A 23,201-nucleotide genomic window follows, 5' to 3' on the forward strand; every position below is an offset into this window, starting at 1 on the left:
ATATAATTGCATAATCCTAACCCTTACACCCTCAAGGAAACCTTCCGATAACGGATCCTAACAATCAAACTCGGCTCAACTCTACTCGTCTTCACTCTTCTCAGCTCGGCTCACTGACTGTGCTCCACAATCAGCAGTTATCTATACTATACTATCTGACTTATGCACTTGTCAATTTCGATAAGTCGGGACGCAGGCGCATCGCATCTTTTAAATACACGTGCTGCATTTCCGCCTGACTCTTCTCCGTGTTCACCATAACCATGAGGCGAATACAGAGCGGGAGACTGCCCTCAACCGGGATTTCCAGCGAGCACATAAGAGGAACAAGATCCCAGCCCGGCATTTGGCGAATGGCCATGGCCGGGAACGTCGCCGTCAGATCCTGAGTAACGGTAACGAAGACACTGGCGATATCCTCCGGAACGATCTCGTTCTCTGCAATAATTTGATGAAGCAGCTCCGTGGTTGCGGATAAAATTTCGTTCTTTTCATTATTCACAACTGTAGTAGCACCGCGAATTCCCCGTACGTACATGTGTCAGTCCTCCCGTTTTAGTTGTTCTACGACCTCGCGAACCCATTGCGCAGGTACGTTCTTGTTGATTTCAACCTTCCCGATGTCGGTTGGAATGATAAACGTCATTTGCCCTTCTTGGAACTTCTTGTCATGCATCATAGCGCGCATGATTTCGTCCGTATCCAGGTGCTCCGGAAGTTTCGTCGGAAGACCGACCGCCTTCAATACGCGTTTGGTTTTCTCGTAAATGTACTCCGGATGGCCCAAGCGAAGGGATAACTTCGCAGAACCTACCATACCGATGGAGATCGCTTCTCCGTGGAGCAGCTCGCCATAGCCGGCAACCGCTTCAAGCGCGTGCCCGATCGTATGCCCCAGGTTGAGAATCGCTCGCAAATCGTTCTCCCGCTCATCCTGGGAAACAACCGCCGCTTTCACGCTGCAGCCCACGTATAAGCCATATTGTAAGGCTTCCGGATCCAAACCGACCAGCTTAAGCGCATTGGCCTCACACCAGTCCGTAAACGAGGCATCCCAGATCAAGCCGTGCTTGACCATCTCCGAAAGCCCGGCGCGAACCTCGCGATCAGGCAGCGTCTGTAAAGTAGCAGTATCATAGAGAACCATCTCCGGCTGATGAAACGCACCGATAATATTTTTGGCGAGCGGATGGTTCACCGCCACCTTACCGCCGACACTGCTGTCATGAGCAAGGATCGTCGTAGGCACCTGAACGAACCGAACTCCGCGCATGTAGGAGGCGGCTACGAAGCCCGCCAAATCACCTACGACACCGCCGCCCAGCGCAACGACCGTCGACTTGCGGTCCAGCCCCGCTTCAAGAGCGACGCCGACGATTTGCTCCAGCACGGACAACGACTTCGACTGTTCCCCAGCTTCGGCTATATAAGTGGCCGTACGGAAGCCGGACTTCTGCAGTCCGGTCTCCACTTTGGACAAGTGATGCGCCGCCACTTGAGCATCCGTTACGATTAATAACGGGGAAGCTTTGCTTATTCCGTGCTTTTCGAAGTACGGCCCGATATTGTCGATGAGACCTTCACCGATATAGATCGGATACGACCGAGCGCCCAGATCAACTGTCAATTCCTTTATCATCAGCGGTTCCCCACCCATCAATAGCTCTTTACTTGCGTCAAGAAGCCCTCATAATTTCTGCGGGTTTCCTCTAAGGAATCGCCGCCGAACTTTTCCATGAACGCGCGGGCAACCTCCCATGCGACCACATTTTCCAAGATAACGCCCGCCGCAGGCACCGCACATGCATCGGAGCGTTCCACTTGTGCCGTGAACTGTTCTTTCGTATCGATATCCACGCTCTGCAGCGCCTTGTACAGCGTGGAGATCGGCTTCATCACCGCGCGGACCACGATAGGCTCCCCTGTCGTCATCCCGCCTTCGAAGCCGCCCGCACGGTTGGATGCGCGATAGAAGCCGCGCTGCTCGTCATGCATAATTTCGTCATGCACCTGGGAGCCCCTGCGCTTGGCCGCTTCGAACCCGATGCCGAACTCCACACCCTTAAACGCTTGAATGGAGAGCACCGCTTGAGCGATCCGGCCGTCCAGCTTGCGGTCCCACTGTACGTGGCTGCCGAGACCTACTGGTACGCCTTCAATGATACATTCGATGACACCGCCAAGCGTATCTCCGTCTTCCTTCGCCGCATCGATCGCTGCAATCATTTTTTCTTCCGCCGCTTTATCGGTTACACGCACCGGAGACTCCTCGGTTACGCGAATCAGCTCATCAATCGGCAGCTCCTTGCGCTCTACCTCTACCTCGCCGATGCGGATTACTTGTCCGGCCACCTTGATGCCGAATTCCTTCAGCAGCTGACGAGCCATTGCCCCGACAGCTACACGCATCGTCGTTTCTCTGGCGCTGGAACGCTCGAGAATGTTGCGCAGGTCGCGCTGGTTATATTTCAAGCCGCCGTTCAAATCGGCATGACCCGGACGCGGACGGTTGACACGGCGCTTCGTTTCGTCGCTGCCCTCGATCGGCTCAATGTTCATGACAGACGTCCAGTGCTTCCAGTCGTTGTTCTCGACAACCAGTGCTATGGGCGCCCCTGTGGTTTTCCCGTGGCGAACGCCGCCGACAATATTCGCCGTATCCTTCTCAATCTGCATGCGCCGGCCGCGGCCATAGCCCTTTTGTCTTCTTGCCAATTGAAAATTGACTTCTTCAAAGTCAATCGAAATATTGCTCGGAAATCCTTCAATAATGGTCGTAAGCTGCGGACCGTGTGTTTCTCCAGCGGTTAAGTATCTCACCAATATGTCCCCTTTCATCCTATCCCGTGTCTTTCCACGTTCCTTCACGCTTTAGCGCTTTTATGTACAACAATGGTAACATTATAGTACAGCAACCCCGGTTTGACAATAAATATACCCGATTTGGGCATAAAAACTCCCTTTTTCTGCTGAAAGCAACAAAAAAAAGCGCTGCCTAAGGCGTTAGCCTTGGACACCGCATAGCCTGCGGCTTGCGCCGCCGCGTGCTTATCCGTTCACCGATTGCTTTTTGAACCCCAAGGGTCTCTCCTGCTTATCCGGCTCGTTCACAAGTCCCAAGATCTGCATGGAGTCAATCCCTAGAATTTGTGCACATTCCTGCATCGTAATAAAACCTCGGCGGTAAGCTGTTATGACCTTTCGTTTATCCATGACGCTCCTCCTGCCTACCTGTAGGCACATCTCAAAAGCTGCTACATAGCCTTAGTATAGGAAGGTCTGGAAAGGTTTATTCAATTACTGGGATATTTTCCTATAGAAGAACGTATCCGCAGGCTCCATTCCGTATTGACCCGGAGAAAATATTTGCTCCGTGCTGCCGACAAATAAGAGTCCTCCCGGCTTCAGGGCGTTCGCAAACTTCTGGTACAGCAGATGCTTAGCCTCTTCCGTGAAATAAATCATAACATTGCGGCAAACGATCAAGTCGAATTGAGTATCGAACGTGTCCGTCAATAAATTTTGCTTCTGGAAACGAATGCTTTTCTTCAAGCTATCCGCAATATGATAGGTCAAGTTTTCTTGACGGTAATACTTCTTAAGATAGCCCGCCGGCACATCGCGAACCGAACGATCCGCATATACGGCTTTTTTCGCTTTCTCCAGCGCCCCTTCATCAATATCCGTAGCCAGCACAAGGCTGTCTTGAAGGGCATTCAGCTCGGATAAAATCATGGCGAGCGTATAGGGCTCTTCCCCTGTCGAGCAAGCCGCACTCCAGCACTTCAGCTTACGGGATTTGCGGAGCATCTCTGGAAGAAACCGCTGCTCAAGCACCTCCCAACGATTGGGATTGCGCCAAAACTCCGACACATTAATCGTCATCCGATCCAGAAATTCATAAAACAGTTCCTTATCCTTGGTCATCGCATCAAAAAACGCGGCAAAGCTGTTATACCCCTTCTTCATCCGGAGCGTCGTCAGACGGCGCTTCATCTGCGCTTCCTTATACTGTGCCAGATCGATGGACGTATAATCCTTCACCTTCTTGATGAACAGAAGAAAATCCTGGTCCTCCATGCTGATCCTCCTGCCTTTAGCCCGTATGGTAGCTCACTAAATCCAAGTTTGAATGGCTCGGCTGTAGTCCAGCAATTCTTCTTTGGCAAAATAGATCGCAATTTCACGTTCGGCGTTCTCCGGGGAATCCGAGCCGTGAATTAAATTAAAGTTCGTATGTACGGCGAAATCACTCCGAATCGTGCCTGGAGCCGCTTCCAGCGCATCGGTTTTTCCGATCATATGCCGCGAAAGGGCGATAACCCTGTCCCCTTGCCATACCATAGCGAACACTGGCCCCGATGTAATGAATTGGACAAGCCGATCGTAGTACGGCCTCCCGTAATGCTCCACATAATGCTGGGCCGCCAGCTCCGGTGTAACCATAATCAGCTTGGCTGCCGCCAGCTGAAAGCCTTTACGCTCGAATCGGCTGACAATCTCACCAATCAGCCCGCGCTGAACGCCATCCGGCTTTACCATTAACAACGTGCGTTCCATGACCCATCCCTCCCAAATGCAATTCTTCTATGTATATGGTTGACGGAAGCCGCTATGCTTCCTGAATTCACTATACCACAGCTTTCCTGGTCTGATAACACATTAATAGGACCGATTGCCTACAAAATGGGCGATGCTGATCAAATCCTTCTTCGCCTGAATATCCGGCAGGCCCTCCAGGGCAGCTATGGCCTTATCAATATACCGCGAAGCTAAGCTCTCTGCACGCGGAATACCGGAGCTGCCCCGAATCAGCTTCAGGAATTGGCTGACATCGCATTGTCCGTCCTCCTGTTGAATCCGGTTCAATTCCCGCAGCAATTCCGGTCTGAGCTCTGGATCCTGGAGAGCATAAATGACAGGAATGGTCACATTCCCCTGTTTGACATCGCTGCCGGGCGGCTTGCCGATTTCCTTCTCGGTTCCGCACAAATCGAGCAGGTCGTCACGAATCTGGAACGCCATGCCGACATTGTATCCGAACGAATACAGCTTACGCGCATGGGCTTCGGAGGCTTCCGCCGCAATCGCTCCAAGCTGACAGCTGATAGCGATCAGCAATGCCGTCTTCCTCTTGATGCGCAGCAAATAATCGCGCACCGACTGCTCCGCATGGAAGAAGAAACGGATTTGCTCCATTTCCCCGATCGACATCTCCACAAGGGCATTGGACATAATTTGATGAATCGCGGGATTAGGCAGCTGGGTTACAATGCTGAGCGCTTTGGCAAATATGTAATCGCCGGTATACATGGCAATCCGGTTATCCCACTTGGACCTGACGGTCAATTGGCCGCGTCTGGTGCTGGCATCGTCAATGACATCGTCATGCACTAGCGAAGCCATATGGATCAGCTCGAGCGGTACGGCCACATGCTTCACACGATTCAGGTCGTAGGTACCGAACTTGGCGCCGAGAAGGACGAACACCGGTCGGATCCGCTTCCCTCCCGCCTTCAGCAGATGAAGCGAAGCCTCCCGCAGCAGAGGATGCTCTACATCAATGCTGCGCTCCAGCTCCTTTTCGATAAAACCGATATCTTTTTTTAGCTTGGCATACAAATCCAACAATTTCATTCCGTCACCTGTACCGTTATTTTATCGTTCCAGATTTGCAGCGGCACATCCCGCTTCAAAAATCCGAGCTCTTTGGCATACTGATAATATAGCTTCAGCCCGTCCTGCTGCGAAGGACCGAAATCATAGCATAAATTCTTGAAATAACCTTCCCAGTAGGTTGGCGTGCCTCCCAGCAGCTTCTGAGCGTCCTGAACAAGCGAAGTCAGATCGGCCAAGGACTTTCTCTTGCTTTCCATAAAGCCGTCAAACACACGTTTCACCAAGTCCGGGAGCTCCCGTACCGTTTGTTTGCGGATGGCGCAAACGGCGAAGGACATCCCGAGTCCCGTCCATTTGGTCCATTCCGTCGCAAGATCCGTAACTAGATAACCTTGCTCCTCCCAGCTTGCACGGATGGCATGATCGCCAATCAGCAGCCCGGCATCGGCCGACTTCATCATCGTTTCCAAATGCGGCGGAGAATCTACATAAGACGGCTGAATCCCATAAAATTTCGTCAAAATGATCTTAAGCAGATTGATCGACGTCGCCGAAGTCGTCGGTAATGCAATGGTTGCGTCCGACAGCTGCTCCAAAGGCACTCTGTGGAACAACAGGATCGACTTCACCTCTCCAAACGCGCTGACGGACATATCCGGAAGCAGCATGTAGTCGTCAAAGTGCTCTCCGTAAGCAAAGGAGGATATGGCGCTGACATCAATCTCCCCTTGAGCCAGCGCTTTATTGAGTCCGGTGGGCACTTGCTGCAGTATTTTTAGCTCGCTGCCGAACGAGGTTACGGGAAAATAATAAAACAGCGGCCATACGTTCGTGAAATCAATCCGCCCGATGCGAATTTCCCGCTGGTTCTTGTTCATATGTCATACCCCATCTTTTAAACAATTGATGATCCAAATCCATGATGTCCAATACTTTGCCGACCAAGAAATCAACGATATCTTGAATCGTTTGCGGATGCTGATAAAAGGCCGGCATAGCGGGCACGAGCTTCACACCCATGCGGGCCAGCTTCAGCATATTTTCCAAGTGAATGGCATGAAGAGGCGTTTCTCTTGGCACGAGAATGAGCGGACGTCCTTCCTTCAGCATGACATCCGCCGTACGTTCAAGCAGGTTGTCCGAGGCTCCGTTCGCTATCGCGGACAGCGTACCCATGGAGCAAGGAATAATCACCATGCCCTTGGTACGGAAGGAGCCGCTTGCCGTACTCGCGCCTACATCCTGAATGGGATGATACTTCAGCTCGCCCGGTAGTCCTTCGAATTCGCGGTACAACGTATCGGCTCTGCGGCTGATGTCCCAGCCGAGCTCCTCCTTCAGCACCCTCCAGCCCGCATCTGTAACGATAAGGTGGATATGCTCCCCTTGTGACAGCAAAAACCGGCACAGCCGAACGCCATATGCCGCTCCGCTGGCGCCGGTCAAGCCGATGACCCATGGTCTCGTCATCCGTGATGCACCACCAAATCAATTAACGTAAAGACGAAGACCACAATGCTGAGAATACTGTTCAAGTGGAAAAAGGCAATATTCACCCTCGTTAGATCCGTTGGCTTTACGATCCAATGCTCGTACATGAGAAGCCCCGTTGCGATGAAAACGCCGATCAAGTACCACCAAGTCAAATCCGTCAAGAAAAAGAGAGCGAAGAAAGCCAAAGCCGTAATCATGTGAAACGTCCTGGCGATCTTGAGCGCCTTCACCGTACCGAAACGGCTTGGAATCGAATGCAAGCCTTCTTTACGGTCAAACTCCTCATCCTGAGTAGCATAAATGATATCAAAGCCGGCCAGCCAAAATACGATTGCGATATAGAATACGACCGCCGGGAAAGAGATTTCATTAGTTACGGCCACCCAGCCGCCCAGCGGGGCCAGCGCAATCGTCATGCCTAATACCAAATGACATGCCCATGTAAAACGTTTGGTATAGGAATAAATCACAAGAAAAAAAACAGCGATCGGCAAAAGCTTCATGGACAACGAGCTTAAATTGGATGTCGCCCAAAACAACAGGAAAAAGGATAAAATAACATACATAATGGCTTCCTTCGAAGAGATTAAGCCCGCGGGAATCGCCCTCAGTGCCGTACGCGGATTTTTCCCATCAATTGTCTTATCAATGATCCGGTTTAGCGCCATGGCTGCTGTTCTCGCTCCTATCATAGCCAGCGTGATCCAGCCGATCTGCGCCCAACTCGGCAGATGTCCCAAGACAACTACAGATCCTAAGAGCGCACCCATAAAGGCAAACGGCAAAGCAAAGATCGTATGCTCAAATTTAATCATTTCCAGGAATATTTTTGTCTTTTTCCAGAGCAAGTGTGATTACAACTCCCTTCATGACATGCTGCCGGTCATGCCTTGGGCTTCTTCCCGATATGAAGCGCCGCAACGCCCCCGGTAAGCGGATAAGCTTCAACTGAGGTAAGTCCGGTGTTCCGGAAGATCTCAGCCAGCTGCTTATGATCCGGGAAGGAAACAAGCGATTCCGGCAACCAACGGTACTGCTCATAGCTCTTTGCGAGCAGCTTGCCCAGCATCGGAAGCACACGTTGGAAATAAAAATAATAGATCCCCTTAAACGGCTGCCATGTCGGCTTCGAAAGCTCCAGTGAAACCACGAGGCCTCCCGGCTTTACCACGCGCTGCATCTCTTTGATGACTTGAACCAGATCCGGCACGTTCCGCAGAGCAAACCCGATGGTCGCATAGTCAAACGTATTGTCCGCGAAAGGTAGCTCCATCGCGTTGCCGCGAATCAGCTTGATCTGCTTGTCCAGATGAAGACGTTTAATTTTGTCTGCCCCGACATCCAGCATGTTTTGGCTAAAATCAAGTCCTACCACATCACCGGTCCCGCTTGCTTCCGCCAAGCTGATCGTCCAGTCACACGTACCGCAGCAAATATCGATGGCCTTGCTCCCCGGCTGAACATTCATCTTCTTCATCGTAAACTTGCGCCAGGCCTTATGGCGGCGAAAGCTGAGAATATCGTTCATCACATCATATTTCGGGGCGATGCTTTCAAAAACAGAATGTACGAATTGTTCCTTGGATTTCGATGCCACGTGATTTCACCTCATACTTCTTCTATAACTCTTGGTGCGTTAAGGTATTTTCTAAGCGGTTCACCGATATTCAGCAGCTCTGCTCCCAGCTTCTCCGATTCCATCCCCTTCAGCTTGTCCTGCAGCTCCGAGAGGCAAGCATCCAGCATATCATAAAGCTGGGAAGAAACTTTGTACTTATGCCATACATAACGCAGCCTCGAATGATCCGGTTCATCGGTTTGAAGCAGCTTGCGGTCGTCCTTCGCGCCTGTCTGCAGAATTAGCCAGTAGCCCCAGCTGTCCCTGAATTCCTCAGCGCTCTCCGATCGGGTAATTTCCTGAATCAGCACCTCGCAACGGGTAAACAGCCGAAGTATTTCCGGCCACAGCCCGCGCAGCCCTTCGTCCAGCAGGACGGAAAACGATAAGAACAGCTGCGACCGAACCTCTACGGTTTGCCTGATGTACTCCTCCGCGGTAAGCTTGAGCTGCTTCATCGTCATATACATGTTCATCTTAAGACGATTCGCCTCACAGATAGCCTGCGACAGCTTCCCGATTAAATCAATATGTCCCGCATGAGACAACAGGTAGTAAAAACGGCTGCTGAAATAATCTCCCGCCAGCACCTTAAGCTGACGTGAGCGGGCAGCCTTCATCTCCTTGGAATCATTGGTGATACTAACCATGTCATGGGTATCAAGCCCCATCTGAACCAAAGAGGTTACGAGTGTGTAAAGCTCGCTGTGTCCGGAAAGCGCACTGTGCCTATTCAAAAAAGCATACAGCAGCCGGGTGCGGAATTCAGGAAACACCGGCAGCTCCGTATGCTTAAGAATCATGTCGTGTTCGAAATATTTCCGGGCTATTTCGGGGATGCGATAAGAGTTCATATGTAAGCCTCCGAACCGTAACATAAATCACGTTCTGACAATCTAAATTATTATAGCATAATCCGATCGTTTTTTCATAATAGACGTTTGGTTTTCATAAAAGTCCTCAGCTTTTTTGTTCGTATCGCTCCTGCCACTTCGGATAATACGTCATCCAGAAATGGGAATCCAAGTACTGCATCAGCTCATACGTGCTGGCCGGACGGGCCTTCGGCTCATTCGGGAGCCATTTCTCCCTGCGGGCATCCGAAGCGACAAGAAGCTGTGTGCCGCCGCTTGCTTGCTCTTTCGAGCCGTCCAGCACCCGGACAAGGACCTGATTGATATTCGTCGAGGACGCGAAAAGATATGTCGGGATTTCGTACAGATCCTTCACGACGTCGGTGTGCTCCGACGATGAGGTTGCCAGCAGATCAACCGAAACAATCGCATGGGTGATCTCAACCCGCCGGACCCGCAAGTGCAGCGGCATCTTGGTAATCACATCCACAATGTTCTCTTCGGACACCGGCTGTGGCTTTTGATGCTGAAATACTCCGCTGGATTCATCCAGCCTGGTTACCCACGATAAGCCTAAGGCTACCAGAACGGAGATCAGCGAGGTAGCCGCTATTTTCGTTAACCATTTCATAAGGACCGTTCCCCCTCGGGCACTTAAACCTATCGCCATGATAGCGATGACTTGGCCAAGAATACCTGTCCTTATCATTGTACAACGAAAAAAAGCAGGCTATGCCTGCGGGAACATGAAAAATTATTCCTCCGTTGTATCAATGATCCCATACTTGGTCATAATTACGGCCTTGCCGCGGATCTTCACTGCCGACGTATGGTCGGTAAACTGGGCAATCATAACCTCGCCCTTATCCAGCTTCTCTGTATGATGAAACTTCGTATCTTGGCCCCGGGTAAGTCCGATCACCTGCACGCCGTTATCCTTTGCCTTTACTACAAAGTAATCATTATGTCCTGATTCCATTGGCTCGTCTCCTCCATACTCATCTCTACTTACACTCTACTATGCCAAAAAAGGCGGTTCAGTGTCAAGAACGGCACAGCTTTCCATAAAAAAAGAAAAAGACACCGCTTTGACGATGTCTTCCTCATGGTCGGAGTAGCGGGATTCGAACCCACGGCCTCACCCACCCCAAGGGTGCGCGCTACCAGACTGCGCCATACCCCGAATCACTGCCATTGGTTAATGCTAGGTTTTATTATAATTGCGTCCCCTGAAGTTGTAAAGTACCTTTCCTGCTTCCCGTCAGGAGAATAAGAAAAAAGGCATATAAAAAGCGCCCGTACCTCTTACTATCGAGATCAAGGACGCTTGTGTAAACAGATGCTATGTACTATTACTGGATTCCATCTTTCAGAGCTTTACCAGGCTTGAATGCCGGAATTTTGCTGGAAGGAATCTCGATTTCTTCACCGGTTTGCGGGTTGCGTCCTTTACGTGCGGAGCGCTCGCGAACCTCAAAGTTACCAAAACCTACGAGTTGAACCTTGTCACCGCTTTGCAAAGCTTCGGAGATCGCGTCAAACACGGCCTCAACTGCTTTGGTTGCGTCCTTCTTGGAAAGCTCGGAAGCTTCAGCAACCTTGTTGATCAAATCCGATTTATTCATGCCATTCACCTCCCCCCAAAGCGATCAAACCTCTTATTCTCTTTGTTCACCGTTTTAAAGAAAAATATACATGTTATGTGATGTACATATCAAGTAAATCAACATTATAGTAATACAGCACTCCCCGATTTTCAAGAGAAAAACAAAAAAATGCACCCTAAAGGGTGCATTTTGGTGTGTTATATTACAATATGATGGCAATTAATCCGCCGGAGCCTTCGTTGATAATGCGACCGAGTGTTTCTTGAAGCTTGTAGCGCGCGTTATCCGGCATCATGGCGAGCTTGCCTTGAATGCCTTCGCGTACGATGGAGTGCAGCGATCGGCCAAAAATATCGGACTCCCAGATCTTGAGCGGGTTGTCCTCGAAATCCTGCATCAGATAGCGGACGAGCTCCTCGCTCTGCTTCTCCGTACCGATGATCGGGGAGAACTCCGACTCCACATCCACCCGGATCATATGAATCGAAGGCGCGGTTGCCTTTAACCGAACTCCGAAGCGGGAACCTTGGCGGATCAGCTCCGGCTCATCCAACGCCATCTCGGCCAATGTCGGCGGTGCGATGCCGTAGCCGGTCGTCTTGACCATTTCCAGCGCCTCGGCGAAATGATCGTACTCGCGCTTCGCATGCGTGAACTCTTGCATCAGCTGCAGCAGATGATCCTTGCCTCGGATTTCCACCCCGACGACTTCCTGAAGGATACGGTCGTACAGTTCATCCGGCGCGTGCAAATCAATCTCCGCTACCCCTTGACCCATATTCATACCGGCTAATGCCGCTTTATCGATAAATTCATATTGCTCGAAGTTGCTGACTACGCGATCTACATCGCGCAATCGGCGAATATCCTGCACCGTTTCGCGAACGGAATTTTCGAAGTGGGAACGAAGCCAGTGATTCTCCTCCAGCACCATGACCCAGCTTGGCAGGTTGACATTGACTTCATGCACAGGGAACTCGTAAAGCACCTCACGGAGCACACCTGTCATGTCGTCTTCGTTCATATTCGCCACGCTTGTAACTACGACCGGGACGTCATGCTTCGCCTGCAGCTCGCTGCGGAGCTCTTGGGCGGCATCCGAGTTCGGCTTCGTGGAGTTCACGATGACGATGAACGGCTTGCCGACTTCTTTTAGCTCAGCGATGATCCGGTCTTCCGCATCTACATAGGAGGCACGCGGAATTTCCGCGACCGATCCGTCTGTCGTAATGACTACCCCTAATGTTGCATGCTCTTGAATGACCTTGCGTGTCCCGATTTCGGCCGCCTCTTGGAACGGAATCGCTTCATCGAACCAAGGCGTGTTGATCATGCGAGGACCGTTCTCGTCTTCAGAGCCCTTTGCCCCTTCAATAACATAGCCTACGCAATCCACCAAGCGTACGTTGACATTCAGTCCTTCAGCCACATGCAGCTGCACTGCATTGTTCGGTACGAATTTCGGCTCCGTTGTCATGATCGTACGTCCTGCGGCGCTTTGCGGCAGCTCGTCGACAGCGCGGGCGCGCTCGGCTTCGTTTTGAATGTTAGGCAAGACGACTGACTCCATAAAGCGCTTAATAAACGTTGATTTTCCCGTACGGACCGCTCCAACGACCCCCAGGTAAATATCCCCGCCAGTACGCTCTGCAATGTCCTTAAAGATATCCACTTTTTCCAATGAGAATCCCTCCTACAGGTTGTTTAAGGCGAAACTCGTACATGCTTTCGGACTAGTACAAATATATGTATGGCTTATGAAAATATGTATTATATTTATCTTTTTAATCACTCCTTGCTGCTGCCCTATCGCATGGTCAAGATAGAGCCTCTTAGGCTTCACCTCTGACAAATATATGTGGGCTTGCTCCCGGATATTCAGGTTGAACGAAAAAAACCTCCACTCCCGAAAAGGGGTGAAGGTTAATATGAAATAACATTTACGCTCCTGTTACCGGTACAGGCTGTCCATTCTGCCATCGGTAAGGAAACGAACGGGCAGGAACATAAAAAGCCTCTTGAACGAGCAGCCCCCGAAGATCCTGATCACCCTTGAGCTGGGCTTGCAGCTGCTTCTTATCAATTAAGCGCATCAGCTCCGGCGCGTAATCAATGGCCACCTGCCCCGAGTCATGAAGCAGCAGAGGAAGCTGAAGCTGGCGTGTATATACACTCGGGACTTCCACTGTTTTCTTGTTCATGAGTTCGAAGTCGATTTTTGAAAAGCCCGGAGCAACCGCGGCTCCTTTCGGCAGCTCGCCGTTATGGCTTCGCTTGTAATCGTCCACTTGCTTCTGAGCCTCGATAACCATCTGGAAAGAGGTAATATCCATCAGCTTTACGGTAGGCTTGGTTTCTACATCGACCAATACGTACATGGCCGTCCCGCCGTTTTCGAACGCATTTCCGGGGATGCTCCCCAAATATCTCCCGTTCAGCTTTTTGAAATCAATAGGGTATTTTTCGTAGAGCGGCGTGGTCTCTTCACTATTTTTGATCGGAAGCACACCGGTCTTCTCTTTGTACTGATCCACCGCATTCTGAACGAGCATAATGCCTTCTCCGCTTGTCAGCTGATTCTCCTTACGCTGCTCGGCAGGGTACATACAGCCGCTTAGCAGAAGCAAAATCAGCAGCAGGGACAGCAATCCCGCTTGGCGCTTCATAGCTCCTCCTCCTTTCGTTGCAGTTCCAGCTGCCGGCGGATCGCCGCCTTCAGAGGATCCTCAGGCACCTCTACCTCAGCCTGCCCCACGATCTTCGTTTGACATGCCAACCGATAGCCTTGATCCGCCAGGCTTCCCAGCTTCAACCGTTCCTTCTGGCTGATAGGGGATAAGCCTTGTCCGTCCCGGGCCACCACCTTGCACATCATGCACGCGGCTTTCCCGCCGCACCGCACACGCAAGGTAACCCTGGCTTTTCCTGCTGCATCCAGCACGGTCGTACCGGGCCGAACTTCAATACGTTTGGCATCAGGCAAAAACGTGATCTGGGCCGCCATTATGCCTCCGCCCCTTCCTGCGCCAAAAGCTGCCGCAGCTTCGCGGCGAGCGGTTCAGCCATACGATTTCTATCGAGCAGAGTATCCAGAAGCTTCTCATGATCCGTGCGATGGACGCTTCGGCAGAACGAAGCAATGGCTTCATACCGGTCGGGACGGTCGCGCAGCACATTGAATATCAGTTCATGCATCAAGGGCATCAGACGAACCTCCAGAGGCGTTTCATCCAGTGTACGAACCACTATCGATTGCGCAGCATGCTCATACAAGAAATGTGCTTCAACGATATACTCGCTATGTAAGGAACGAACCTCAAAGCCCCCGACTAGCTCCACCTTGCATCCGGCAATATCGTAATGACTTAATATCGATCGATAGATTCCCGTTTGACTTGAGACTTGCTGATCCGTCGCATAGGCTCGTAACGCTTGATGCATCGACGCAGCATGCTTCGCGTCCACATACAAATCCAAATCCCGGGGAGCCCGGTTTAATGCAACTCCCTGCAGAAGCAGTCCCGTGCTTCCACCGACAAGCCATGGAATCGAGGCCCCTCCTAAGCTTCTTCCTATAACGGTCAACGCCTCATGAAGAGGATCCGCCGGAGAGATCAACATGACTTCATTTTCCTTGTTACCCATCTAAAACAGCACCTTCTTAAAAATACGGCTTATTGGCTGCAACCAATGTCCCCGCTTGCTTAATTTGCGCCTGGCAGCCGAGGCGGTACCCTTGCTCAAGCTCCTCGGGCTCCAGCCGGTCAAGTTCTTCATCCGTCGGCTTACTAAGAAGCTCTGCCCCTTCAGTTACCACACACCTGCAGCGGGCGCAGGTCCCACGCATACAGGAAAATCCGAAATCCACATTATGCTTCAAGGCATGATCCAGCACGGTTAATCCGGCTTCGGCCTCCACAGTTTTGGTTATTTGCCTTCCCTTGATTGTCAGCATCCGTTATCCAAGCTCCTTGTTATAGTAATGACAGCAGCATATACAGTAAAATCGGAATGAACATCAAAAAGGCTATGATAGATAAAACAGCGCGCAGCGCGCCCGTGGTTTTATTTCTCGCAAAGGTAATGAGAAAAGAGGCAAAAATCATCAGGCCTATGGCAATAAAGGAGGCCCACATTTTATCCAGTGACGACATCATCATAACTCCTATCCGGCAACTTGTTCAAAAAATCCAATCAAAACTGCAAAGATAAGGCAAGTATACCACAAAAAAAGCACAAGCGCGCCTGCCGGCGGCTTATGCCATCAATTCGTAAAACTTATGATTATTACGGGATCCCTTATTTTTTGGTCATCATCTTCATCAGCTGCTCCAGCGTGTTGGGATTGCCCTTGCTGCTCTTGATGGCCTTGATCAAGTCATTGACCGTAGATTCCGATACCGGCACGTTCACCATATTGGATACCTGCTTGATCAGCTGCCGCAATTGCGCCTCGCTTTGCATGGTGGAGGGCTTCACCCCGCTGGCAAGCTTCTGAATATCCTTCTCGGTAACATTTTTACCGGTTTTCTTCTTAACGACGTTCAGTACATCCTTGGATACGTTCTTCCCGCTCATTCCTTCAACCTCCCCCAGGTTCAAGTCAAGCACCTCGTGCGCTTGGTAACTTGATCTGAGGTAGTATATGTGAAGAGCAGGACGTTCGTGTAGGCTCTTGCCCTATCGGAACCAGTTCATTGCACCGCCTCGGGCCACATCCTCCATCTCATGCGTTCGTCCGCGTCCCATCAAATCCTCAACTGCGGTTTTAGGGTCTTTGCCGCTGAACAACACATGATACAGCTCGTTCGTGATCGGCATTGTAATGCCGTGCTGCGCAGACAATGCATAGGCCGCTTGAGTCGTCTTCACCCCTTCAACCACCATCCCCATCTGCTGCAGCACTTCTTCAATCGGTTGGCCCTGCGCGAGCATGTAACCGGCACGCCAGTTTCTGCTATGTTTGCTGTTGCACGTAACGACAAGGTCACCGATTCCGGCAAGTCCTGCGAAAGTAAGCTGATTCGCTCCCATGGCCGTTCCCAAACGGGCGATTTCGGCCAGACCCCGCGTCAGCAGAGCAGCCTTCGCATTATCGCCGAAGCCCAGTCCGTCGGAAAGGCCGGCTCCCAGAGCAATGATGTTTTTCAGCGCTCCGCCGAGTTCAACACCAACAATATCGGGGTTCGTATAGACGCGGAAATAGGAAGTAATCAACAGATCCTGGGCCTGCTCCGCTGCCTCCAGATCATTGGCGGCAACCACTACAGTCGTAGGCTTACGTCCTATGACTTCCTCGGCGTGGCTTGGCCCGGAAAGCACCACGATACGATTCGGATCATAGTTCCGAAGCGATTCGGCAAGCACCGAGCTCATCCGAAGCAAGGTGCCCGTCTCGAAGCCCTTGGTTGCATGGATGACGAGCGTCGACGAATCCAGGAACGGATTCATCTGCGCTGCAACCTCCCTCATAGCGCCTGAAGGTGCCACGATGACAACCGCACTTGCTCCTCGCAGCGCTTCCTCCATCGAATCGGTTGCTCTCAACCCGGGCGAAAGCTCGGCATCTCCTAGAAACCGCCGATTGCGGTGCTCGGTGTTGATCTCATCCACCTGCTGCCGATTTCGCGACCAAAGCACAACCTCATGCTCATTTTCCGTCAAGACGGAGGCGATGGCTGTCCCCCAGCTTCCCGCGACAAGAACGGCAACTTTCGTCGGTTGTGGCATCCTGTGCATCCCCTTCCCGTTCGATACAATTCAATTATGCATTCTTCTTGGCGCCAATCTTGTTTTCCTGCCCCTTCAGAAGCTTCGCGATATTGCTGCGATGACGAATCCAAGCGAATAAAAAAAGCAGCAGACTAAGTCCAAATACGTATACATCATGACCCATGAACCAAATCAACACAGGTAAAAGTGCAGTAAACAATAACGAACCAAGAGAAACATATCGGGTAATAACAATAGAAATAATAGCAACAATCCCGGCTAATAGCGCAGGCAAAAAGCTCAGCGTAGCCATGACGCCGATCGTAGTTGCAATGCCCTTGCCTCCGCGAAAGCCAAAAAAGACCGGCCAGTTATGGCCGACGATAACGCTTACTCCGGAGAGCACGGTGATAACAGCATCTCCGCCGCTCAACCGGCTTCCGATCCATACGGCAGCTACCCCTTTCATTGCATCGAGCAGCAGCACGGCAATAGCCGGACCCTTACCAAGCACTCGCAGAGTATTGGTGGCTCCGGCATTCCCGCTGCCGTGGTTCCGGATGTCGATACCTTTCAGCAGCTTCCCCGCAAGAAAGCTAAAGCTGATCGAGCCTAACAAGTACCCGATCAGCACAGGCAATATAGTACTTACCATGTCGTATCTCTCCCTAATCGTCTTCCGATTTTCTCCGGGTGATGATATGCACCGGTGTTCCTTCAAAGCCAAACGCAGCCCGAATCTTGTTTTCCAGGTAGCGCTCATAGGAGAAGTGCATCAGTTCCGGATCGTTGGCGAATAAGACAATCGTCGGCGGCTTCACGGCCACCTGCGTAGCATAGTTAATGCGCAGACGTTTTCCTTTATCCGTTGGCGGAGGATTAATCGCCACCGCATCGGAAATGACATCGTTAAGAACGTGTGTTTGGATCCGCAGCGCATGCTGCTCCGCCACATGGTTCACGACCGGCAGCAGCTTGTGAAGCTTTTCCTTCGTTTTGGCGGAAAGGTACACCACAGGCGCATAGGTCATGAATAAGAAGTGGTCGCGGATCTTCTGCGTAAACTGATGCATCGTCTTCTCGTCCTTCTCTACGATGTCCCATTTGTTCACAACAAAGACGCAAGCCTTCCCGGCTTCATGTGCGTAACCGGCAACATGCTTATCCTGCTCAATGATTCCTTCTTCGCCGTTGATCAGTACGAGCACCACATCCGCCCGCTCAATCGCCTTCATGGCGCGCATGACGCTGTATTTCTCCGTGTTCTCGTACACCTTGCCCCGCTTGCGCATCCCGGCCGTATCGATAATCACATACTTCTGACCATCCTTCTCGAACGGGGTATCGATAGCGTCACGGGTCGTCCCTGCCACATCGCTTACGATAACGCGCTCTTCCCCAAGAATAGCGTTCGTAAGTGAGGATTTGCCGACGTTAGGACGCCCGATCAGTGCTACCTTGATGACATCCTCGCCGTACTCTTCTTCCTCGGTATCTGGGAAATGCTGCACTACCTCGTCCAGCAAATCGCCGATGCCCGTCGCGTGGGAACCGGATATGCCGATGACCGTACCGAAGCCCAGACTATAAAATTCATAGATATCATCTTGTCGGGCCAGGTTGTCCACTTTATTCGCCGCCACGACAACGGGCTTCTTCGCACGGAAAAGCATTTGCGCCACTTCCGTGTCCGTCGGTGTTACGCCGGCCTTCGCATCTACCATGAAGATGATCACGTCGGCCTCATCAATGGCTAACTCCGCTTGGGCGCGGACGTGCTTCATCATTTGATCCTCGCCGTCAACCTCGATCCCGCCGGTATCGATAATGCTGAATTCATGGTCCAGCCATTCTCCGCGTCCATACAAACGGTCCCGGGTTACGCCCGGTTTATCTTCTACAATGGCGAGCTTGTCTCCGATAATTCGATTAAAGATTGTAGATTTCCCCACATTCGGGCGTCCTACAATCGCAACAATAGGTCTTGCCATAGCTCTCTCATTCCCTTCTTGCAAGCCAACCAAATCTTGCCTGTAAGCTATGATATTATATACTAATTTGCAGCCATAAATCAATCATGCTTGACAATGATCAATGTCCCGTTCTTCAAATCATGTGCGGAAGCGTCCAAAATTTTTTCAAGACTGAAGGCGAGCTTCTGCTGCTCATCCGGGTTGTCCGCGATAAAAATAGGAGCGCCTCCCCCTACTTTGCCTTTGTCACAGGTAACGACAGCCATGATTTTCCCCATCAAGCCCCCGCCTTTCCTGAATTCCGGGATTGGACATGCGCCTCGGACGGCATCCTGACGGCACTTTCCAGCACAGGTGCCCGCAGAATGACTTGCTTTGCCTTCTCCTTGTCCTGCTCCTGCGTGAGTAAAAAAACAGCCAGTCTTCCGTCTTCCATATCCAGCTTCGCCAAAGGAACCAATGAGGGCTCTCCCTCGTCGCGATACACACCCATAATCGTACAAATATCATGAAGTATGGCTTGACGCTGCCCCGGGTTGGCCAAGGTTACACGCGAATTTTTATTCTTCGGAACGACGACAAGCCCTATCGCCTTCCGCTGAATCAGCTTTCGCGTGTCCTCAAGTCCAACGTTCATTATGTAAATATCATCCACAAATAGATCCGGGCCGTCCAGCTTTACCTCTGCAATTTGCACGTCGGCAATATGGGATATACTTTTCCCCGTCTTAAAATAATTGGTGATGAGCATGGCTCCGAGACCCGCGACGATCCCCCAATACCAAGGAAACAGGATGCTGAACAAGGCTGTTGCGAAGGCTGTAAAAATGACCAGGTAATTTCGCCCTTCAAATACCATCGCGATCCCTTCAATATAGGTGGCCCCTCTAGGCACCAGCTCATGGCTGTCGATTTGGGTCAGCGTCTGGCGCTCCATGTTGCGGACATCCCGGAACTGCTGAGCCGCCAAGGAAAGAAACGTGATCGCGGTATAGTTCTTATCCAGCAGAGAGGGAACGGCTACGGCACCGAGCCCCGCCGCGATGAAGCCTAAGGAAAGATGAATGATCTTTCCATGCGGATAGGTCGGATACTGCCGATAATCGGTCCGCAGCATGCTGATTCTCGCCAAAAGACCGAAAATCACTCCTAAAATAATGCCTACGGTATATTTTTGTTCTGCGATCCACTCCAACATAAAGCATCGCCCCTTCGCATTAGTCTCTTCGCTGCTTCACAAGCTCCCATATGCCTTCGGCCGAACGGCGAATTCCGAAGAGAAAACCGCTTAGTACAAGGGAGCTTCCTCTGGCGGCGAACACGGTTGTCCACCACAAATCCTGAAAGGATGTCCCTCCCAAAACAAACGGTGCCTGCTGAAGATGTGAGTAATGAAACATGGTCTCTCCAATGAGCAGCCCCATTGAAACATTAGCCACCTGGACGATCGGATTCCGTATAAGACCAGCAGCAAGGATGCCTATGAATAAGGCCATCGTTACCTGTTGGTTTACGATAATCATCGAAGGGAGCAAGTGTAAGGTTTCCCGCAGGAAGAAGGTTACCGATCCGAGAAGAAGGCTTACGGAAAGCGCGTGAAGTCGGACCATCCACGCCCGCACCTGGTACCAGATTCGTAAGCAGCAGCACAGCAGCAGCGGCACACAAAGAAACACACGGTACGACCCTATAGTTACGGACAACGGTGTCGCAAGCAGCCAGCAAACAAAAAAAAGAAGTAGACTCGGATGAGTAATACCTCTTAAGATGAAATCCTTCCAGCCGCTGGCGAATAAAATGAGCGATATCACAAGTAGCAGTAAAGAGAGATAGCCCGGATTCATTCACACCCACCTAAAGAGTTGCTTTCATTTTCTTTAGTATGGCTTGGGTTATTCTGTTTTACTCTCCATATTCCTCAATGGTGCCTTCTCGCGTAATGCGTTACATCAATTCCTCTAAGTGAACACCAATCAGCTGTTTCCCCCATAATAAGGATCGGCCGAGCTCGCAGATCGCGAATAGAGGAAGCACCAACTGCTGTCATGACCCAGCGAATTTCGTGTTCAATTTCGCGGATTCGCTCGATTAAAGCGTCCGTGCCCTGTGCTCGCAGCACCTTTAATAAAGCGCCTGCCACACCTGCTGCGCTGGCTCCTATAGTCAAAGCCTTGACAATGTGCAGTCCGCTGGTAATGCCGCCGGATGCGATGATTGACATTGCTTCGGATCGGCTGCCGTTTGACTCCATAGCCTCTAATAAAGCCGTGCTCGTCGTGCAGCCCCAATCGTTTAGCCAATCCATCGGGACAGCCCTTCTTGCGTTCTCAATCGCGGCAAAGTTTGTTCCGCCGGATCCGCCGACATCGACGATGCGTACTCCAGCTTGATACAGAAGCTCTACATCCTCCTTCACCATGCCAAAGCCCACTTCCTTAACGATCACCGGAACGCCCACCGCTTCCACTATAGTCGCAATGCGTTCCAAACGTCCGCGAAAATCTCTGTCCCCTTCCGGCATGATGAGCTCCTGCATTACATTCAAGTGAATTTGGAGCGCATCCGCTCTCAGCATGTCCACAGCGCGAAGAGCTTGCTCCAGCGTTGCCTCGCTGCCGAGATTGCCGAAGACCAAGCCGTCAGGATTATGTTCCCGTACCGTTCGGTAGCTGGATTCTACCTCCGGATTTTTGATAGCAGCCATCTGCGAACCTACCGCCATGGCCAGTCCGGTTTCTCTAGCCGCTACAGCCAGCTCTTTGTTGATTTCCTCTGTCTCCTTTGCTCCGCCGGTCATTGCATTAATAATAATCGGCGAACTCATAACGAGCTCGCCGATTCTTGTTTGCAACGATATATGTTCCGTTGAGGTTTCCGGGAGACTGTTCGGCACAAGCTTCAAGTCCTCGAAGCCTTGCTTGCCGCTTTGTCCTAGCGCCAGAGCATGATGCACATGCTCCATCTTTCTTGGAATGCGCACCGATGGTTCCCCTTTTCCCTCAGGCTGTGTTCATTACTTCTTAAACTGACTCAGCTTATCTCCAAAACGCTCGCCGAGCGTCAGGTTCAACCCTTGCGGCTCTTCGATGTGAACCGTTTCCTTGCGAGGCGCGCGCTCAGGACGCTCTCCGCGTTCGCGCTCTTGTCTTGGCTCGCGGGCAGGTGCCTCTTCGGTTTCCTTGATGCTGAGAGAAATACGCTTCTCGTCGGCATTCATATCGAGCACCTTCACCTTTACCTCTTGGCCTTCCTTCAACACCTCATGAGGAGTACCTACATGACGGTGAGCGATCTGGGAAATGTGCACGAGACCTTCGACGCCAGGAGCAACCTCAACGAAAGCACCGAACTGAACAAGGCGCTTCACGGTTCCTGTTACGATGTCGCCGATGTTGATCGAGCTTGCCACCTGCTGCCAAGGACCTGGCTGAGTGGCACGGATGCTCAGGCTGATCCGCTCGTTCTCCGGATCTACTTTAAGCACTTGCACTCTTACCTTGTCGCCTTCCTTCACAACTTCGCCCGGTGTTTCCACATGGTGCCAAGCCATTTCGGAAATATGTACAAGACCGTCTACGCCGCCGATATCGACAAAAGCACCGAACTGCGTCAAGCGTTGTACCGTTCCGTCCAGCTCCTGACCTACGGAAATTTTGGAGAGCACATCTTTCTTCTGAGCATTGAACTCTTCATCCAGAACCTCCTTCTGGGAAAGAATGACCTTGTTCTTCTCGCGATCCATTTCCTTAACGCGCAGACGCAAAGTACGGCCCTTATAATCGCTGAAATCTTCCACGAAAGTGCGCTCAACCATGGAGGCAGGAACGAAGCCGCGCAGTCCGACGTCAACGACGAGACCGCCCTTCACTACCTCAGCAACCTTCGCTTCCAGGATCGTCTTGTTTTCCATATCGGCTGCAAGCTTATCCCAAGACTTCTCGGAATCGATCGCGCGCTTGGACAGAACAAGCTTCTCGTTACGATCATCGATTTGAAGCACCTTTAATTGAACCTCTTGACCCACTTCAACGCTTTCTGCCGCATTGTCAATGGATACGTTCGAAAGCTCACGAACAGGAACAACGCCGTCATATTTGTAGTTGACGTCAACATACGCTTGATCCGCGTCTACCTTGATCACCTTACCGGTAACGATATCGCCTTTCTTGAGGATGTTGACATTCGCCATAGATTCCTCTTGGGACATTTCCGCTTCAGCGGTTTGAACGTTTTTGTTTTCTTCAGACATGGTTAATACCCTCCTTAGCAACCTGACAACATAATGTATTAAAAAGTGGTAGATCTACATTGTTTTTTTAAGTAT

The 23,201-nt window shown here is 51.2% G+C and carries 30 protein-coding genes and 1 tRNA gene; all 31 read right to left on the reverse strand.

All coding sequences use genetic code 11. The annotated features are described in order from the left end of the window. Positions 1-160: 160 nt before the first annotated feature. The gene (gene aroH / locus RAC89_RS02705) at positions 161-538 is read right to left on the reverse strand and encodes a chorismate mutase (RefSeq protein WP_284640220.1); all 378 of its coding nucleotides are present in this window, start codon (positions 536-538) and stop codon (positions 161-163) included. A gap of 3 nt (positions 539-541) precedes the next feature. Next, complete coding sequence (aroB, locus tag RAC89_RS02710; RefSeq protein ID WP_306611592.1) at positions 542-1,639, reverse strand: 3-dehydroquinate synthase; 1,098 nt, start codon at positions 1,637-1,639, stop codon at positions 542-544. A 17-nt stretch (positions 1,640-1,656) separates the two neighbouring features. Then, a complete protein-coding gene (aroC, locus tag RAC89_RS02715) occupies positions 1,657-2,820 on the reverse strand; it encodes a chorismate synthase (RefSeq protein WP_306611594.1) in 1,164 nt (387 codons plus the stop codon). A gap of 228 nt (positions 2,821-3,048) precedes the next feature. Further along, positions 3,049-3,213 carry a hypothetical protein gene (locus tag RAC89_RS02720; protein ID WP_284640224.1) on the reverse strand — a complete coding sequence of 55 codons (165 nt, stop codon included), beginning with the start codon at positions 3,211-3,213 and terminating at the stop codon, positions 3,049-3,051. Positions 3,214-3,297: 84 nt separating this feature from the next. Beyond that, entirely contained in the window at positions 3,298-4,080 is a 783-nt protein-coding gene (locus tag RAC89_RS02725; protein ID WP_284640226.1) for a CheR family methyltransferase, read from the reverse strand. 36 nt (positions 4,081-4,116) lie between these two features. After that, entirely contained in the window at positions 4,117-4,560 is a 444-nt protein-coding gene (ndk, locus tag RAC89_RS02730) for a nucleoside-diphosphate kinase (RefSeq protein WP_284640228.1), read from the reverse strand. A 102-nt stretch (positions 4,561-4,662) separates the two neighbouring features. Then, complete coding sequence (gene hepT / locus RAC89_RS02735; RefSeq protein WP_306611596.1) at positions 4,663-5,637, reverse strand: heptaprenyl diphosphate synthase component II; 975 nt, start codon at positions 5,635-5,637, stop codon at positions 4,663-4,665. Next, positions 5,634-6,497 (reverse strand): menaquinone biosynthetic enzyme MqnA/MqnD family protein, encoded by an 864-nt coding sequence (locus RAC89_RS02740; protein WP_306611597.1) that lies wholly within the window; start codon positions 6,495-6,497, stop codon positions 5,634-5,636. Before RAC89_RS02740 ends, hepT begins: the two co-directional genes overlap by 4 nt. Further along, on the reverse strand, positions 6,457-7,089 hold the full coding sequence (locus tag RAC89_RS02745; protein WP_306611598.1) for a UbiX family flavin prenyltransferase: 633 nt from the start codon (positions 7,087-7,089) through the stop codon (positions 6,457-6,459). The genes RAC89_RS02740 and RAC89_RS02745 overlap by 41 nt, the downstream gene beginning before the upstream one ends. Further along, the gene (locus RAC89_RS02750; protein WP_306611599.1) at positions 7,086-7,961 is read right to left on the reverse strand and encodes a UbiA-like polyprenyltransferase; all 876 of its coding nucleotides are present in this window, start codon (positions 7,959-7,961) and stop codon (positions 7,086-7,088) included. The genes RAC89_RS02745 and RAC89_RS02750 overlap by 4 nt, the downstream gene beginning before the upstream one ends. A 35-nt stretch (positions 7,962-7,996) precedes the next feature. Beyond that, positions 7,997-8,710, reverse strand: coding sequence for a demethylmenaquinone methyltransferase (locus RAC89_RS02755; protein ID WP_306611600.1), 714 nt, complete (start codon positions 8,708-8,710; stop codon positions 7,997-7,999). 11 nt (positions 8,711-8,721) lie between these two features. Further along, positions 8,722-9,585 (reverse strand): heptaprenyl diphosphate synthase component 1, encoded by an 864-nt coding sequence (locus RAC89_RS02760; RefSeq protein WP_284640239.1) that lies wholly within the window; start codon positions 9,583-9,585, stop codon positions 8,722-8,724. 106 nt (positions 9,586-9,691) lie between these two features. Continuing rightward, complete coding sequence (locus RAC89_RS02765) at positions 9,692-10,216, reverse strand: hypothetical protein (RefSeq protein ID WP_284640241.1); 525 nt, start codon at positions 10,214-10,216, stop codon at positions 9,692-9,694. A 123-nt stretch (positions 10,217-10,339) separates the two neighbouring features. After that, entirely contained in the window at positions 10,340-10,564 is a 225-nt protein-coding gene (mtrB, locus tag RAC89_RS02770) for a trp RNA-binding attenuation protein MtrB (protein ID WP_284640243.1), read from the reverse strand. Positions 10,565-10,691: 127 nt separating this feature from the next. Then, positions 10,692-10,768, reverse strand: a tRNA-Pro gene (locus RAC89_RS02775). Between the two features lie 169 nt (positions 10,769-10,937). Beyond that, positions 10,938-11,210 carry an HU family DNA-binding protein gene (locus RAC89_RS02780; protein WP_284640245.1) on the reverse strand — a complete coding sequence of 91 codons (273 nt, stop codon included), beginning with the start codon at positions 11,208-11,210 and terminating at the stop codon, positions 10,938-10,940. Between the two features lie 184 nt (positions 11,211-11,394). Next, positions 11,395-12,873 carry a stage IV sporulation protein A gene (gene spoIVA, locus RAC89_RS02785; protein ID WP_284640247.1) on the reverse strand — a complete coding sequence of 493 codons (1,479 nt, stop codon included), beginning with the start codon at positions 12,871-12,873 and terminating at the stop codon, positions 11,395-11,397. 259 nt (positions 12,874-13,132) lie between these two features. Continuing rightward, a complete protein-coding gene (locus RAC89_RS02790; protein ID WP_306611601.1) occupies positions 13,133-13,858 on the reverse strand; it encodes a hypothetical protein in 726 nt (241 codons plus the stop codon). Next, the gene (locus RAC89_RS02795; protein ID WP_306611602.1) at positions 13,855-14,196 is read right to left on the reverse strand and encodes a 2Fe-2S iron-sulfur cluster-binding protein; all 342 of its coding nucleotides are present in this window, start codon (positions 14,194-14,196) and stop codon (positions 13,855-13,857) included. The genes RAC89_RS02790 and RAC89_RS02795 overlap by 4 nt, the downstream gene beginning before the upstream one ends. After that, positions 14,196-14,837, reverse strand: a complete 642-nt coding sequence (locus RAC89_RS02800) for a nucleotidyltransferase domain-containing protein (RefSeq protein ID WP_306611604.1) — start codon at positions 14,835-14,837, stop codon at positions 14,196-14,198. The genes RAC89_RS02795 and RAC89_RS02800 overlap by 1 nt, the downstream gene beginning before the upstream one ends. Before the next feature lie 16 nt (positions 14,838-14,853). Beyond that, entirely contained in the window at positions 14,854-15,147 is a 294-nt protein-coding gene (locus RAC89_RS02805; protein ID WP_306611605.1) for a 2Fe-2S iron-sulfur cluster-binding protein, read from the reverse strand. Positions 15,148-15,166: 19 nt separating this feature from the next. After that, positions 15,167-15,352 (reverse strand): DUF2768 family protein, encoded by a 186-nt coding sequence (locus tag RAC89_RS02810; protein ID WP_372516663.1) that lies wholly within the window; start codon positions 15,350-15,352, stop codon positions 15,167-15,169. A 139-nt stretch (positions 15,353-15,491) separates the two neighbouring features. Then, complete coding sequence (locus tag RAC89_RS02815; protein WP_284640257.1) at positions 15,492-15,770, reverse strand: stage VI sporulation protein F; 279 nt, start codon at positions 15,768-15,770, stop codon at positions 15,492-15,494. Positions 15,771-15,872: 102 nt separating this feature from the next. Then, positions 15,873-16,922 (reverse strand): NAD(P)H-dependent glycerol-3-phosphate dehydrogenase, encoded by a 1,050-nt coding sequence (locus RAC89_RS02820; RefSeq protein ID WP_306611607.1) that lies wholly within the window; start codon positions 16,920-16,922, stop codon positions 15,873-15,875. A 34-nt stretch (positions 16,923-16,956) separates the two neighbouring features. Further along, complete coding sequence (plsY, locus tag RAC89_RS02825) at positions 16,957-17,559, reverse strand: glycerol-3-phosphate 1-O-acyltransferase PlsY (protein ID WP_306611608.1); 603 nt, start codon at positions 17,557-17,559, stop codon at positions 16,957-16,959. Between the two features lie 13 nt (positions 17,560-17,572). Then, a complete protein-coding gene (gene der / locus RAC89_RS02830) occupies positions 17,573-18,895 on the reverse strand; it encodes a ribosome biogenesis GTPase Der (protein ID WP_284640262.1) in 1,323 nt (440 codons plus the stop codon). 80 nt (positions 18,896-18,975) lie between these two features. Next, positions 18,976-19,155: a capping complex subunit for YIEGIA gene (locus tag RAC89_RS02835; protein ID WP_306611609.1), complete on the reverse strand. Its 180-nt coding sequence runs from the start codon at positions 19,153-19,155 to the stop codon at positions 18,976-18,978. After that, a complete protein-coding gene (locus RAC89_RS02840) occupies positions 19,155-20,075 on the reverse strand; it encodes a YIEGIA family protein (protein WP_306611610.1) in 921 nt (306 codons plus the stop codon). Before RAC89_RS02840 ends, RAC89_RS02835 begins: the two co-directional genes overlap by 1 nt. A 19-nt stretch (positions 20,076-20,094) precedes the next feature. After that, positions 20,095-20,721: a hypothetical protein gene (locus tag RAC89_RS02845; RefSeq protein ID WP_306611612.1), complete on the reverse strand. Its 627-nt coding sequence runs from the start codon at positions 20,719-20,721 to the stop codon at positions 20,095-20,097. A gap of 74 nt (positions 20,722-20,795) precedes the next feature. Continuing rightward, entirely contained in the window at positions 20,796-21,857 is a 1,062-nt protein-coding gene (fni, locus tag RAC89_RS02850) for a type 2 isopentenyl-diphosphate Delta-isomerase (protein WP_306611614.1), read from the reverse strand. Between the two features lie 33 nt (positions 21,858-21,890). Beyond that, complete coding sequence (gene rpsA, locus RAC89_RS02855) at positions 21,891-23,126, reverse strand: 30S ribosomal protein S1 (RefSeq protein ID WP_306611616.1); 1,236 nt, start codon at positions 23,124-23,126, stop codon at positions 21,891-21,893. Positions 23,127-23,201: the final 75 nt, after the last annotated feature.

The organism is Paenibacillus sp. GD4, assembly GCF_030846225.1.
GTDB classification, from domain to species: domain Bacteria; phylum Bacillota; class Bacilli; order Paenibacillales; family NBRC-103111; genus Paenibacillus_G; species Paenibacillus_G silviterrae.